Genomic DNA, 13,049 nt, shown 5'->3' with positions numbered 1-13,049 from the left:
TTTGAAAACGTTTTTAAACTCTGTTTTATAATAAAAAGCGAGCAAGCTCGCTTTTAATCTATTTTACTAAAGTTTAACAGAAGGGAACTAGTCAGAACAGATACAGAACTAAAGGCCATAGCTAGACCTGCTAGTTCTGGATTGAGGGCCAGTCCAACACCTGAAAAGACTCCTGCTGCAATCGGAATTCCGGCGACATTGTAGATAAAGGCCCAGAAAAGATTGAGCAGAATTCGATTAAAGGTTTTCTTACTCATGTCAAAGGCACGAACCACTCCTAGGAGGTTATTAGTTGTCAACACCAAATCTGCTGACTCGATGGCAATATCTGTTCCAGCTCCCATAGCAATCCCCACATCTGCTACACTGAGGGCAGGGGCATCATTGATACCGTCCCCAACAAAGGCTACTTTGCCAGACGCTTGTAGTTTATGGATTTCATGGGCTTTTTCTTCTGGCAAGACACCTGCAATGACCTCTTCGATTCCGATTTGATCTGCAATAGCACGCGCCACACCTGCATTGTCTCCTGTCAGCATGACTGTTTTAAGACCTCGTTTTTTCAACTGACTGATGGCAAGCTTAGCATTTTCCTTAGGAATATCTTGCAGAGCAAGCAAGCCTTTGATTTCATTGTCAACAGCCAAGAACACAACTGTCTTAGCTTCTTTTTCCAGTTGTTCTAGTTTTTCTTGATAAATGCTAGAAATATCCATGCCATCCAGCATTTTAGCATTTCCAAGCAAAACTTGTTTTCCATTGATTTGCCCTGAAACACCTTTTCCGTGCAAGGCTTGGAAATTTTCAACAGTTTGAAGCTCAAGTCCAGCTTCACTCGCTCGTTTCACAACGGCTTCAGCCAGTGGGTGTTGAGAAGCTTCTTCCAAGGAAGCTGCCAATCCAAGCACTTCTACTTCGTCGCCGATGATATCTGTGACCACAGGTTTCCCTTCAGTCAAAGTCCCTGTTTTATCAAAGACGATAGTTTGAACTTTCTGTATTTCCTGTAGAACCGTTCCATTTTTGAGGAGAACTCCCATCTTGGCACTGCGTCCTGTCCCCACCATAAGGGCTGTCGGTGTTGCAAGTCCCAATGCACAAGGGCAGGCAATAATCAGAACTGCTACTCCATAGAGAAGCGAAGACACAAAGCTCGCTCCAAGCACAACTACACTATCCCTGAGCAAGACGAACCAAACCCAAAAGGTCACAATCCCTAAAATGACAACTGCTGGGACAAAAATCCCTGAAATTTTATCCGTCAAGTCCTGAATCGGCGCACGACTTGTCTGAGCTTTCTTCACAAAATCCACAATCTGAGCCAAAACAGTCTCTGAACCAACTTTTTCTGCTCTAAAAACAAGTGTTCCACTATTATTGATGGTTGAACCAATGACGGTATCTCCAACTGTCTTGTCCACAGGCAGACTCTCACCTGTCACCATAGACTCATCAATACTAGAGATACCTTCTACTACAACACCATCAACCGCAATCTTTTCACCGGGACGCACTCGAATCAGGTCACCTACCTTGACTTGCTCCAAGGGGACTTGAACATAGTTATCCTCACGCAAGACTTCTGCAGTTTTAGCCTGCAAGTCAAGTAATTTCTCCACAGCTTGGGAAGTATTTTTCCGCATTTTCTCCTCAAAAACGGCTCCCATAAGAACGAAGAAGAAGATAAATGCAGCACTTTCAAAGTAAACGGGGAGACCAGCGAAGAGGGCAACTAAGCTATAGAAATAGGCCACTAGGGTTCCCAGAGCAACCAAGGTATCCATGTTGGCATTGTGCTTTTTAAAACTAGCCCAAGCACTTTGGATATAAGGACCACCTGCTACTAGCATAATCGGTGTTGTGGCTAAAAAGGTGCCCCAACGCATGACTTGGTGACTAATTCCTCCTGTCGACATCCCAATCATGAGGATCACAAGAGGCACAGTAAAGATACTAGTAATCCAAAAACGCTGTAAAAGTGATAGAGATTTTCGAGTCTTCTCAACTACGGTATAACTTCCCTTTTGCATCTTCATACCACAAGAAAATTCATGTTGACCTAATTCTTGAGGTGTAAAACGAATGACTTTCTCTTCGTCTACGCCGATTGGTTCTAAGATGCCTTCTTCTTCAAACAGAATTTCCTTATAACAGTTTGAAGGAGTAGTACGATGAAAGGTGATCTCAGCTGGAATCCCTTTTTGAAGCTGTATATGAGCTGGATGGTAGCCTTTGTCTGCCGTGATACGGATTTTTTGAACACCATTTTCAAGATTTGCTTTTACAATTTCAGTCATATCATTCTCCTATTCTACAATCATCTTGCCGTGCATCATATTCATGCCACAAGAGAAACCATACTCTCCAGCCTGCTCAGGCGTGATTTCCACTACATACTCTTCGCCCATAGGCAGGTCCGCATGTACACCAAAATCTGGAAAAACAATTTGGTCCAGACAGGGTGAAGGGTCCTTACGGTCAAAGACAATGCGGGCTGGCACTGATTTCTTGAGGATAATCAACTCAGGCGTATAGCCTCCCATGACCTCCACTCGAATCTCTTGGTAGCCGTTTTTTTGCTGGGCCTTTTGTCCAGATTTTTCAGGCTTTTTGAAAAACCAAAACAAGATAAACGCGATAAGGGCAATACAAACAATGGTTACAATACTATTTAACATGACGTCTCCTTTACATACAATTACATTTTACTTTTGTTACAGCGCTTAATTTCTTCTCAGAAATCACAGCTTCCAAGTCTTCCAAGTCAGCCTGAGTAAAATCACATTCGGCAATCAAGTCAGCCAACAAGTTCTTAATCCTACGAGAACAAACCTTGTCCTTGATATCTTGGACAAGTAAATCCTGACTTTGGTCCAAAGTTAAAAGGGCTGAATAGACAAAGAACTTGCCTTCCTTTTTCCGAGTCAAACACTCTTTCTCAACCAAACGAGCCAAAAGAGTTTGAATGGTTGACTTGGACCAGTCGAACCGCTCCGCCAGAACCCTGATCAAATCCGTACTAGTCTGTTCCCCTTGCATCCAAATAATCTTCATGACCTGCCATTCTGCATCTGAAATCTGCATAATTACACCTCCTAAATCTACATTTGTCGATTACAATCATTAGTATACTCAAAAAATCTACATTTGTCAATTATAAAATTCAAATTTTTCTCTTTTTTTAAAATCTTTATGACAAAAGTGTTTAATACTCCATAAAAATCAAAGAGCAAACTAGAAAGCTAGGCGCAGACAGTACTTTAGTACGGCAAGACGACGCTGATGTGGTTTGAAGAGATTTTTGAAGAGTATAAAACACAAGCAAAAACCTCCACATCAAGTGGAGGCAAGCTGTTTTATCAATACAATTTTAAGTCGCGTGGGTCAACTGGAAAGGTTGGGTTGTATGGGTTATGACGAAGTTTAAAGTGTTTAACATCTTCAATAGTCTGAGTTCCAGACAACTGCATGACTGTCTTCAATTCCGCATTCAAGTGTTCAAAGACTTGACGCACACCAACACTACCGCCGAGAGCCAAGCCATAGATGACAGGGCGACCAATAGCTACCAAGTCTGCTCCTGAAGCCAAGGCTTTAAAGACGTGTTGACCACGACGAATACCTGAGTCAAAGACAATTGGCACACGTTTATCAACTGCTTCTGCTACTTCTTGAAGTGAGTCAAAGGCAGCTGGTCCACCGTCAATTTGACGGCCACCATGGTTGGTTACCCAGATACCAGAGGCACCTGCAGCAAGAGAACGTTCAACGTCCTCACGGCATTGTGGTCCTTTGACATAAACAGGAAGTCCAGAGTATTCAGCGATAAATTCTACATCACGTGGAGACAAGCGTTGTTTAGCTGATTTGTAAACAAAGTCCATTGATTTACCAGCACCTTCTGGCAGGTATTCTTCAACAATCGGCATGCCAACTGGGAAGACAAAACCATTACGCTTATCCACCTCACGATTGCCCCCTACAGTTGCATCTGCCGTCAAGACAATCGCTTTATAACCTTCAGCCTTCACACGATCCATGATGTGGCGGTTGATACCGTCATCCTTACTAAAGTAAAATTGGAACCAATGAGGTGTCCCTTGAAGGGCTTCCGTAATTTCTGGAAGGTCGACAGTAGAGTAAGAGCTGGTTGTATAAAGAGAACCAAACTCATGCACACCACGCGCAGTAGCCACTTCACCCTGTTCATTTGCCAATTTATGAGCTGCAACAGGCGCCATAATGATTGGTGAAGACAATTTTTCACCTGCAAATTCAATCTCTGTACTTGGATTTTCTACATTGCAAAGTGTATGAGGAACGATGAGTTTGTGGTTAAAGGCACGAATATTCTCACGCAAAGTGAAAGTATCTTCCGCCCCACTAGCGATATAGCCAAATGCTGCTTTAGGGATAACTTGTTGCGCCATTGGCTCCAAATCATAGGTATTGATGAAATCTACATGGCCTTCTGCATTGCTTGTTTTGTATGACATAAAATGCCCTCCTTAATAAGTAAGCGTTTACTTTGTGTGTTACAAAAATATCTTAACTCTTTTTTCAAAACTTTTCAAATATTTTGTTTGGAAATTTCAGAAATTGTAAGACAATGATAAAAAATCCTTATAACGGTAATAAAAAATAGATATTATCCAAAGAAGATTTTAAGTGCTACAATAACTGTATTATTTCTAGATAGGAGGTTCTATTTTTGGATTGGTCCATTGTTGAACAATATCTACCACTATATCAAAAGGCATTCTTTCTAACCTTGCATATTGCAGTTTGGGGTATTCTGGGATCCTTTCTGCTCGGCTTAATCGTTAGTATCATCCGACATTACCGCATCCCTGTTTTGGCGCAAGTAGCGACAGCCTATATTGAATTGTCACGCAATACGCCCCTTTTGATTCAACTCTTCTTTCTCTACTTCGGGCTTCCTCGAATCGGGATTGTCCTATCTTCAGAAGTCTGTGCCACTTTAGGACTGGTCTTTTTAGGAGGCTCCTATATGGCAGAATCTTTTCGAAGTGGGCTGGAAGCTGTTAGTCAAACCCAGCAGGAGATTGGATTGGCTATTGGTCTGACACCTGTACAGGTCTTTCGCTATGTGGTTCTTCCGCAAGCAACAGCGGTGGCCCTACCGTCTTTTAGTGCCAATGTCATTTTCCTCATCAAGGAAACCTCAGTTTTCTCAGCAGTGGTTTTGGCCGACCTCATGTACGTCGCCAAGGACTTGATTGGGCTCTACTATGAGACAGACATTGCGCTAGCTATGTTGGTAGTTGCTTATCTGATGATGCTTTTACCCATCTCACTGGTCTTTAGCTGGATAGAAAGGAGGCTCCGCCATGCAGGATTCGGGAATCCAAGTACTCTTTCAGGGAAATAATCTCCTGCGAATTCTACAGGGATTGGGTGTCACGATTGGGATATCCATCCTGTCTGTCCTCTTATCCATGATGTTCGGAACAGTCATGGGAATCATCATGACCTCCCATTCTAGAATCGTACGATTTTTAACACGATTGTATCTGGAATTTATCCGTATCATGCCCCAACTGGTGTTGCTCTTCATCGTTTACTTTGGCTTAGCTCGAAACTTTAATATCAATATCTCAGGTAAGACTTCAGCTATTATCGTCTTTACCCTCTGGGGAACAGCTGAAATGGGGGACTTGGTCCGTGGAGCTATCACTTCCCTTCCTAAACATCAGTTTGAAAGTGGACAGGCGCTCGGCTTGACCAATGTTCAACTTTACTACCACATTATCATCCCACAGGTTTTGAGAAGACTGCTACCGCAGGCCATTAACCTTGTCACTCGGATGATCAAAACCACTTCCTTAGTCGTATTGATTGGAGTTGTAGAGGTTACCAAAGTTGGACAACAAATCATTGATAGCAATCGCCTGACCATCCCAACTGCTTCCTTCTGGATTTATGGAACCATTCTAGTCTTGTATTTCGCAGTCTGTTTCCCTATTTCCAAACTATCCACTCACCTAGAAAAACATTGGAGGAACTAAATGTCTGAAACTATTTTAGAAATCAAGGAACTAAAAAAATCCTTCGGAGACAATCCCATCCTCCAAGGACTTTCTCTAGATATCAAAAAAGGGGAAGTTGTGGTTATTCTGGGGCCATCTGGTTGTGGAAAAAGTACCCTCCTTCGTTGCCTCAATGGCTTAGAAAGTATTCAAGGTGGAGATATCCTACTGTATGGTCAGTCTATCGTTGAAAATAAAAAAGACTTTCACCTGGTTCGCCAAAAGATTGGCATGGTCTTTCAAAGCTATGAACTCTTTCCCCATCTGGATGTCCTACAAAACCTCATCCTAGGCCCTATCAAGGCTCAGGGAAGGGACAAGAAAGAAGTGACAGAGGAAGCTTTGCAATTACTGGAGCGTGTCGGTTTACTAGATAAACAACATAGCTTTGCGCGTCAATTATCTGGTGGACAGAAGCAACGGGTTGCAATTGTCCGTGCCCTCCTCATGCATCCAGAAATCATCCTTTTTGACGAAGTGACTGCTTCGCTGGATCCAGAAATGGTGCGTGAAGTTCTGGAACTCATCAATGACTTGGCCCAAGAAGGCCGTACCATGATTCTAGTAACTCACGAAATGCAGTTTGCCCAAGCTATTGCAGATCGGATTATCTTCCTCGACCAAGGGAAAATCGCTGAAGAAGGAACTGCTCAAGCCTTCTTTACCAATCCACAGACCAAACGAGCCCAGGAATTTTTAAACGTCTTTGACTTTAGCCAATTTGGCTCATATCTATAAAGGAGATTTTTATGAAACTACTCAAACCACTTTTAACTGTTTTGGCACTTGCCTTCGCCCTTATCTTTGTCACAGCTTGTAGCTCAGGTGGAAATGCTGGTGCATCGTCTGGTAAAACCACTGCCAAGGCTCGCACTATCGATGAAATCAAAAAAAGCGGTGAGCTACGAATCGCCGTATTTGGAGATAAAAAACCGTTTGGTTACGTTGACAATGACGGTTCCTACCAAGGTTACGATATTGAACTTGGGAACCAACTGGCTCAAGACCTTGGTGTCAAGGTTAAATACGTTTCAGTCGACGCTGCCAACCGTGCTGAATACTTGATTTCAAACAAGGTGGATATTACCCTTGCCAACTTTACAGTAACTGACGAACGTAAGAAACAAGTTGATTTTGCCCTTCCATATATGAAAGTTTCTCTGGGTGTCGTATCACCTAAGACTGGTCTCGTTACAGACGTCAAACAACTTGAAGGCAAAACCTTGATTGTCACAAAAGGAACGACCGCTGAGACTTATTTTGAAAAAAATCACCCAGAAGTAAAACTCCAAAAATACGACCAATATAGCGATGCCTACCAAGCCCTTCTTGACGGACGTGGAGATGCCTTTTCAACTGACAATACTGAAGTCCTAGCTTGGGCGCTTGAAAATAAAGGATTTGAAGTAGGAATTACTTCCCTCGGTAATCCAGATACCATTGCGCCAGCAGTTCAAAAAGGCAACCAAGAATTGCTAGACTTCATCAATAAAGATATTGAAAAATTAGGCAAAGAAAACTTCTTCCACAAGGCCTATGAAAAAACACTTCACCCAACCTACGGTGACGCTGCTAAAGCAGATGACCTAGTTGTTGAAGGCGGAAAAGTCGACTAATACTCAATGAAATCACAAAAAGAAATCAGGTAATCCTAGTGACTACCTGATTTTATATGTTTTAGGCATTTTGCCAATTTTCTTGGTCTTCTTTAAATCGTTTTAGAAGATCGAGTCCTTCTGGCGTAATGTAACCTTCTTCTTGGGCTAGATGGATAAGCTCGCTATAGTTTGAAAGTGTTACCAATTTCACACCAGCATCCGCAAAGTTCTTATCTGCTTTTGGCAATTGGTAGCTGAAAATCGCTACAACTCCAAGCACATCTGCTCCTTCTCGCTTAGCTGCGGCTACGGCTTCAAGAACAGAACCACCAGTTGAAATGAGATCTTCAACCACTACCATTTTTTGACCTTGAGCTACGCGACCTTCGATTTGATTACCAGCACCGTGATCTTTTGGTTTGCTACGGATATAGGCAAAAGGTAGATTCATCTTATCAGCAATAATAGCTCCGTGAGGAATCCCTGCTGTCGCAGTTCCTGCAATGACTTCTACCTCAGGAAAGGCTTCTTTGATAGCATCCACAAAACCATTTTCAATGAGCGTACGAGTTTCTGGATAGGCTAGTGTCACACGGTTATCCGTGTAAATAGGCGACTTGATACCAGATGCCCAAGTGAAAGGCTCCTCTGGTTTGAGATAAACTGCTTGGATTTTCAAAAGGTGGCTAGCGATATCTTTAGCAAGTGTCATGGTCTTCTCCTTTTATTTTTCTAATCTAGTTCTTTAATTCCAGTCCTGTGTCCATTCATCCTTGATAGCATGATAAGCTGCAACAGGATCCTCAGCTTGAGTAATGGGACGTCCCACTACGATATAGTCACTACCGATTTGATAGGCATCTGCTGGCGTCATCACGCGTTTTTGGTCTCCAACAGCAGCTCCGGCCGGACGAATGCCCGGTGTCAGACAGATAAAATCTGGATTGGTAGCCTGCTTGATGACTTCCACTTCCTGAGCCGAGCAAACAACACCATCTAATCCCGCTTCAGCTGTTTTCTTAGCATAATGAATGACAGACTCTTGCAGGCTAGTTTGGATATTTTGAAACTCCTGCATCTGGGCTTCTGACGTTGATGTGAGCTGCGTTACAGCGATCAATTTGGCTTGTGTCCCCAGACCTTCACGCGCAGCCTTCATCATCTCTACACCGCCAGCAGCATGAACATTAGTCATATCCACTCCAAGCTGAGACAAGACCTTCATGGCTGACTTGACTGTATTGGGAATGTCATGCAGCTTAAGATCCAAAAAGACACTATGACCCAAACCTTTTAAATAGGACACAATCTCAGGCCCTGTTGCGTAATAAAGCTCCATCCCTACCTTTAGATAAAGGCTTTCTTCCTCTGGAAAAAGAGCTAAGAATTCCTTGACTGCCTCAAAACTAGGAAAATCAAGAGCAATGACTGGACGATGTTCTCGCATAGGTTTCTCCTTTTACCTTTGCTAGTGAGAGAGTCTGGGCAACAGAAGCCACGAAAAAAGGAACCTGCCAACAGCAAGGTTCCACGAAAAATGGGTAGTCTCCACCCTTTCACCGTCTAACCTTAGCTGCCTCTCTGGACTGCTTTAAAGGTTTTTTACTATTCTATTATTTCTACTAGCACTTGTCAAGTAAAAACATGGCAACTAAAGAGCTATGAAAGAAAAGGTAAACCTAGCGACGTGATGAACGCTGACTTGTTTGGTTTCGATTGCTCTCTTCCTCTTGTTTTTTCTTTTCTTCTTCTAAACGTTTACGTTCTTCTTCCTGCTTCTTCTCAGCTTCCTTAGCCTCTTGTTTGGCTTTTTCCTCAGCCTCCATAATTAATTTATCCGCCACAGTGTAGCTGTAGATTCCAGCTTCCATGTCAATCACACTCGGTTCTGACAATTGAGGCTTAATCTTGCTGTAATAAGGCAATTTCTTGCTCATTTCAGACAGGGGAATCAAGACTTCGTCCGAATCATTCATAGTCAATCGAATTAAATCGGAAGTCACCTTGCTTGGGGCTAGTTCCACCTTTTGGATCGCAGACTTGAGTTCTGGGCTAATTTGAGAAAGTTCTGAGACAAAAGCCTTGATTTGTTCACTATCATTAAAGAGAACTGATAAATAAGTTTCTGGTAAACTGACCAGGCTCACAGAACTAGTTTCAAGCTGACCGCTGGAAAGAATAGGATAATGATTTTCACCAGAAACATAGTAGGCCACAATATCGTATTCCTTGACCTTGATAGTGAACTTGGTTGGAAATTGATAAACAAGCTGAGCTGATTCAACCCAATAATTAGACTTAATCTGCTCTTCATATTTTGCCTTGTCTAGCAGAAGGTTAATCGTATAATCCGAATCCTGAATGCCTGAAGCCTGTCGAATATCATCAGCCGTAGTTTGCACCGTTCCCTCAACACGGATATCCTTCATGGTCGCATAAGGACTGAGCAAATAAGCAGAGACAATCAATAAAAGCAGACTTGGAAATAAAATCGTGAAGCCTCGTAAGATATGGAGGCCAGGAATCTTTGCTTTGGCTGGTTTTTCCTTTTTAGCAAGATTTTTATCCTGTTCCTCCTTCTCTTTAGACCCTGATTCTTCTATCTCTTCTTCCTCTTTGTCAGCCTCTGAGGATGCTACTTTTTCGTCAGACTCTCCCTTAGCTGATTCTGGGTCTTTTGGATCAAATTCACTCTTCTGGTTCTCAGTTTCATCTGACTCTTCGGATTTTGAAGCCATTCGAGCTTGTCTTTCCTTTTCCTTCTCCTCAGCTAAGGCTGCCTCTTCTTCAGCCTTCTTTTTTAGGTATTCTTGGTTTCGTTTCTGCCATTCTGATAACTCTTTCAATTCTTCGAGGATTTCTTTGCCCTCATTTTTCTTATCTTTTGACATTTACTTTCCTTATGATAAATCTTTTTTCAACAATTGATAAAAATCTGCTAGAGATTTCAATTCCTTAGAAGCCTTCATCTTGGCTTGATAGTCTTCCTTGTGGCTTAGTAAGTGAGAAAGCTTCTCTTCCAAACTATCCAAGATCAAATCGCTTTCTTGAAGGTCTTCTGCATAGCCTTTTTTTACAAAGTAAGCTGCATTTTCAATCTGGTCACCACGACTTGCTTCACGACCAAGTGGCACAATAACATGCAATTTTGCCATGGCCAAGAGCTCAAAAATCGTATTGGCACCACCACGTGTCACAACAATATCAGCCAATTCCATCAAGGGTTGATAGAGATTGGTCACATAGTCAACACGAAAGAGATTTTGGCTCAACTCATTCAGGCTAGAATCTCCAGTCAGATTGATAATATTGTAGCGCTCTGTCAGTTCTTTCTTATGGTCTGTCACCAATTGGTTAAAGACACGAGCTCCTGCAGAACCACCGACAAACAATACAGTTGGCAATTTAGGATTAAAGTGGGTTTGAATATCCACCAATTCATCCGATTCTGGACCTTTTTGGTCTGAAACCTTGGTCACTGCTCCCACATGCTCAACCTTAGATAAACTCGAAGCTTGTTCAAAGGTTGAATACATCTTCGTCGCAAATTTATAGGCAATTTTATTGGCCAAGCCCATAGACAGGTCAGATTCGTGAATAAAGACAGGCACTCCTGACACACGCGCAGCGATAACAGGCGGTACAGAGACAAAGCCTCCCTTTGAAAAAAGAGCCTGTGGACGAAGTCGCAACATGATAAAGAGTGACTGGACAATTCCCCAACCAACTTTGAAGACATCCAGCATATTTTGCCAAGAGAAATAGCGACGCAATTTCCCAGTCGCAATGGAATGGAAGGTGACATCCAAACCTGACTTAAGGATTTCTTGGTGTTCGATGCCACGCTTGTCCCCGATATAGTGGACTTCCCAGCCATCTTCGATGAACTTGGGCATTAACAAAAGATTGAGGGTGACGTGTCCAACCGTCCCCCCACCTGTAAAGACAATTTTTTTCATATTATTCCTTTAACTCCGCTACTGTGTCGATAAAGAGGTCGCCACGTACTTCAAAGTTAGCATACATATCCCAGCTAGCATTGGCAGGACTGAGAAGGACTACATTTCCTTGAGTCGCAAGCTCATAAGCCTTGCGGGTCGCATCTGCAATATCAGTCGCATCCACATATGCCACTCCAGCCTTATCTGCTGCTCGTTTGACACGTTCGGCAGACTGACCGAGAATGACCATCTTCTTAAGTCCAGTAATATCTGGCACCAATTCGTCAAACTCATTGCCACGGTCCAAACCACCTGCAATCAAGATGACCTTGCTGTTGTCAAATCCTGACAAGGCTTTTTGGGTAGCCAAGATATTGGTTGACTTGCTATCATTATAGAACTTGACACCCTGAATTTCATCCACAAATTGAAGACGGTGTTTAACACCACCAAAGGCTGAAAGAGTTTCTTTGATGGTTTGGTTGTCTACACCACGAAGCTTGGCTACAGCAATCGTCGCAAGGGCATTTTCCACATTGTGGCTACCTGGAACACCGATTTCACTAGCTGCCATGACAACTTCCCCACGGAAGTAGAGATGACCATCTTCCAGATAAGCTCCATCAACCTTTTCAAGTGTTGAGAATGGTACAACTGTAGCTTGTGTTTTAGTAGCCAATTCTTTTGCCAAGTCTTGGTTAAAGTTCAAGACAAGGAAATCAGCCGCTGTCATCTTGTTCTGGATATTCCACTTGGCTGCTACATATTCCTCAAAAGAACCATGATAATCGATATGAGTTGGCATGAGGTTGGTAATAACCGCAATCTCAGGATGGAATTCTTGAACGCCCATGAGTTGGAAAGAAGAAAGTTCCATGACAAGCGTGTCCTTGTCTGACGCAGTTTGTGCAACCTGACTGGCAGGATAGCCGATATTTCCTGATAAAAGACCATGTTGGCCAGCAGCAGTCAAAACTTCCCCAATCATAGTCGTTGTGGTTGTTTTACCATTTGAACCAGTAATACCAACAATCGGTGCTTCTGAAATCAAGTAAGCCAATTCCACCTCAGTCAAGACTGGAATTCCCTTTGTCAAAGCCTTTTCAATCATGGGATTGCTGTAGGGAATGCCTGGATTTTTCACCATAAGGGCGAACTCCTCATCCAAGAGTTCCAAAGGATGGCCACCTGTGATGACCTTGATCCCCTCTTCCAGCAAACTTTGCGCAGCTGGATTGTCCTCGAATGGTTTCCCGTCATTTACTGTCACAATAGCACCTAGTTTGTCCAACAAACGAGCTGCAGATTCACCAGACTTGGCCAAACCTAAAACAAGGACTTTCTTATTTTTAAATTGATCTATTACTTTCATGTCTCAAACTCCATTTCTACTCCTACTATTTTACCATTTTTATGAAAATAAAAAAGCCACAAAGTGTGTTTGTGACTCTTTCTTCTAA

Annotated in this window: 13 protein-coding genes; 4 read left to right on the top strand and 9 right to left on the bottom strand. The window is 42.7% G+C overall.

What is annotated here, in order from left to right:
- Positions 1-53 precede the first annotated feature (53 nt).
- The 4 genes from HMPREF9957_RS10285 to lctO all read right to left on the bottom strand — a co-directional run bounded on the left by HMPREF9957_RS10285 (position 54) and on the right by lctO (position 4,496).
- Positions 54-2,297 carry a heavy metal translocating P-type ATPase gene (locus HMPREF9957_RS10285; RefSeq protein WP_000136276.1) on the bottom strand — a complete coding sequence of 748 codons (2,244 nt, stop codon included), beginning with the start codon at positions 2,295-2,297 and terminating at the stop codon, positions 54-56.
- A 9-nt stretch (positions 2,298-2,306) separates the two neighbouring features.
- Complete coding sequence (locus tag HMPREF9957_RS10280) at positions 2,307-2,678, bottom strand: cupredoxin domain-containing protein (RefSeq protein ID WP_000935077.1); 372 nt, start codon at positions 2,676-2,678, stop codon at positions 2,307-2,309.
- A gap of 10 nt (positions 2,679-2,688) precedes the next feature.
- Complete coding sequence (locus tag HMPREF9957_RS10275) at positions 2,689-3,084, bottom strand: CopY/TcrY family copper transport repressor (protein WP_001167194.1); 396 nt, start codon at positions 3,082-3,084, stop codon at positions 2,689-2,691.
- A 275-nt stretch (positions 3,085-3,359) separates the two neighbouring features.
- Positions 3,360-4,496: an L-lactate oxidase gene (gene lctO / locus HMPREF9957_RS10270; protein WP_000120723.1), complete on the bottom strand. Its 1,137-nt coding sequence runs from the start codon at positions 4,494-4,496 to the stop codon at positions 3,360-3,362.
- Positions 4,497-4,711: 215 nt separating this feature from the next.
- On the opposite strand from lctO, the gene HMPREF9957_RS10265 reads away from it, so the two are divergent.
- Genes HMPREF9957_RS10265 through HMPREF9957_RS10250 form a run of 4 tightly spaced genes read left to right on the top strand, consistent with a single transcriptional unit; the run spans position 4,712 to position 7,666 of the window.
- A complete protein-coding gene (locus HMPREF9957_RS10265) occupies positions 4,712-5,392 on the top strand; it encodes an amino acid ABC transporter permease (RefSeq protein WP_000384096.1) in 681 nt (226 codons plus the stop codon).
- Entirely contained in the window at positions 5,352-6,029 is a 678-nt protein-coding gene (locus tag HMPREF9957_RS10260; RefSeq protein WP_001154151.1) for an amino acid ABC transporter permease, read from the top strand. Before HMPREF9957_RS10265 ends, HMPREF9957_RS10260 begins: the two co-directional genes overlap by 41 nt.
- Positions 6,030-6,788, top strand: a complete 759-nt coding sequence (locus HMPREF9957_RS10255; RefSeq protein ID WP_000005000.1) for an amino acid ABC transporter ATP-binding protein — start codon at positions 6,030-6,032, stop codon at positions 6,786-6,788.
- Positions 6,789-6,799: 11 nt separating this feature from the next.
- The gene (locus HMPREF9957_RS10250; protein WP_000771295.1) at positions 6,800-7,666 is read left to right on the top strand and encodes a cysteine ABC transporter substrate-binding protein; all 867 of its coding nucleotides are present in this window, start codon (positions 6,800-6,802) and stop codon (positions 7,664-7,666) included.
- A 61-nt stretch (positions 7,667-7,727) separates the two neighbouring features.
- Here the strand turns inward: HMPREF9957_RS10250 and pyrE are convergent, their stop codons facing one another.
- The 5 genes from pyrE to murD all read right to left on the bottom strand — a co-directional run bounded on the left by pyrE (position 7,728) and on the right by murD (position 12,961).
- Positions 7,728-8,360 carry an orotate phosphoribosyltransferase gene (gene pyrE, locus HMPREF9957_RS10245; RefSeq protein ID WP_000170897.1) on the bottom strand — a complete coding sequence of 211 codons (633 nt, stop codon included), beginning with the start codon at positions 8,358-8,360 and terminating at the stop codon, positions 7,728-7,730.
- A gap of 33 nt (positions 8,361-8,393) precedes the next feature.
- Entirely contained in the window at positions 8,394-9,095 is a 702-nt protein-coding gene (gene pyrF, locus HMPREF9957_RS10240) for an orotidine-5'-phosphate decarboxylase (protein WP_001206742.1), read from the bottom strand.
- A 232-nt stretch (positions 9,096-9,327) separates the two neighbouring features.
- The gene (locus tag HMPREF9957_RS10235) at positions 9,328-10,539 is read right to left on the bottom strand and encodes a cell division protein FtsQ/DivIB (RefSeq protein ID WP_000031177.1); all 1,212 of its coding nucleotides are present in this window, start codon (positions 10,537-10,539) and stop codon (positions 9,328-9,330) included.
- A gap of 9 nt (positions 10,540-10,548) precedes the next feature.
- Entirely contained in the window at positions 10,549-11,607 is a 1,059-nt protein-coding gene (locus tag HMPREF9957_RS10230) for a UDP-N-acetylglucosamine--N-acetylmuramyl-(pentapeptide) pyrophosphoryl-undecaprenol N-acetylglucosamine transferase (RefSeq protein ID WP_000724822.1), read from the bottom strand.
- A gap of 1 nt (position 11,608) precedes the next feature.
- The gene (murD, locus tag HMPREF9957_RS10225; RefSeq protein WP_000863058.1) at positions 11,609-12,961 is read right to left on the bottom strand and encodes a UDP-N-acetylmuramoyl-L-alanine--D-glutamate ligase; all 1,353 of its coding nucleotides are present in this window, start codon (positions 12,959-12,961) and stop codon (positions 11,609-11,611) included.
- Between the last annotated feature and the right edge of the window lie 88 nt (positions 12,962-13,049).

Origin of the sequence: Streptococcus mitis SK1080 (genome assembly GCF_000220085.1) — a bacterium.
Classification (GTDB): Bacteria; Bacillota; Bacilli; order Lactobacillales; family Streptococcaceae; genus Streptococcus; species Streptococcus mitis_K.
Note: the sequence above shows the minus strand (reverse complement) of the source record. Positions and strands in the feature narration are given on the sequence as shown.

Coding starts and splice junctions, on each gene's coding strand:
- pyrE (WP_000170897.1), bottom strand. CDS start 8,360: ATGACACTTGCTAAAGATATCGCTAGCCACCTTTTGAAAATCCAAGCA.
- HMPREF9957_RS10275 (WP_001167194.1), bottom strand. CDS start 3,084: ATGCAGATTTCAGATGCAGAATGGCAGGTCATGAAGATTATTTGGATG.
- HMPREF9957_RS10285 (WP_000136276.1), bottom strand. CDS start 2,297: ATGACTGAAATTGTAAAAGCAAATCTTGAAAATGGTGTTCAAAAAATC.
- lctO (WP_000120723.1), bottom strand. CDS start 4,496: ATGTCATACAAAACAAGCAATGCAGAAGGCCATGTAGATTTCATCAAT.
- HMPREF9957_RS10280 (WP_000935077.1), bottom strand. CDS start 2,678: ATGTTAAATAGTATTGTAACCATTGTTTGTATTGCCCTTATCGCGTTT.
- HMPREF9957_RS10250 (WP_000771295.1), top strand. CDS start 6,800: ATGAAACTACTCAAACCACTTTTAACTGTTTTGGCACTTGCCTTCGCC.
- murD (WP_000863058.1), bottom strand. CDS start 12,961: ATGAAAGTAATAGATCAATTTAAAAATAAGAAAGTCCTTGTTTTAGGT.
- HMPREF9957_RS10230 (WP_000724822.1), bottom strand. CDS start 11,607: ATGAAAAAAATTGTCTTTACAGGTGGGGGGACGGTTGGACACGTCACC.
- HMPREF9957_RS10255 (WP_000005000.1), top strand. CDS start 6,030: ATGTCTGAAACTATTTTAGAAATCAAGGAACTAAAAAAATCCTTCGGA.
- HMPREF9957_RS10235 (WP_000031177.1), bottom strand. CDS start 10,539: ATGTCAAAAGATAAGAAAAATGAGGGCAAAGAAATCCTCGAAGAATTG.
- HMPREF9957_RS10260 (WP_001154151.1), top strand. CDS start 5,352: ATGCAGGATTCGGGAATCCAAGTACTCTTTCAGGGAAATAATCTCCTG.
- pyrF (WP_001206742.1), bottom strand. CDS start 9,095: ATGCGAGAACATCGTCCAGTCATTGCTCTTGATTTTCCTAGTTTTGAG.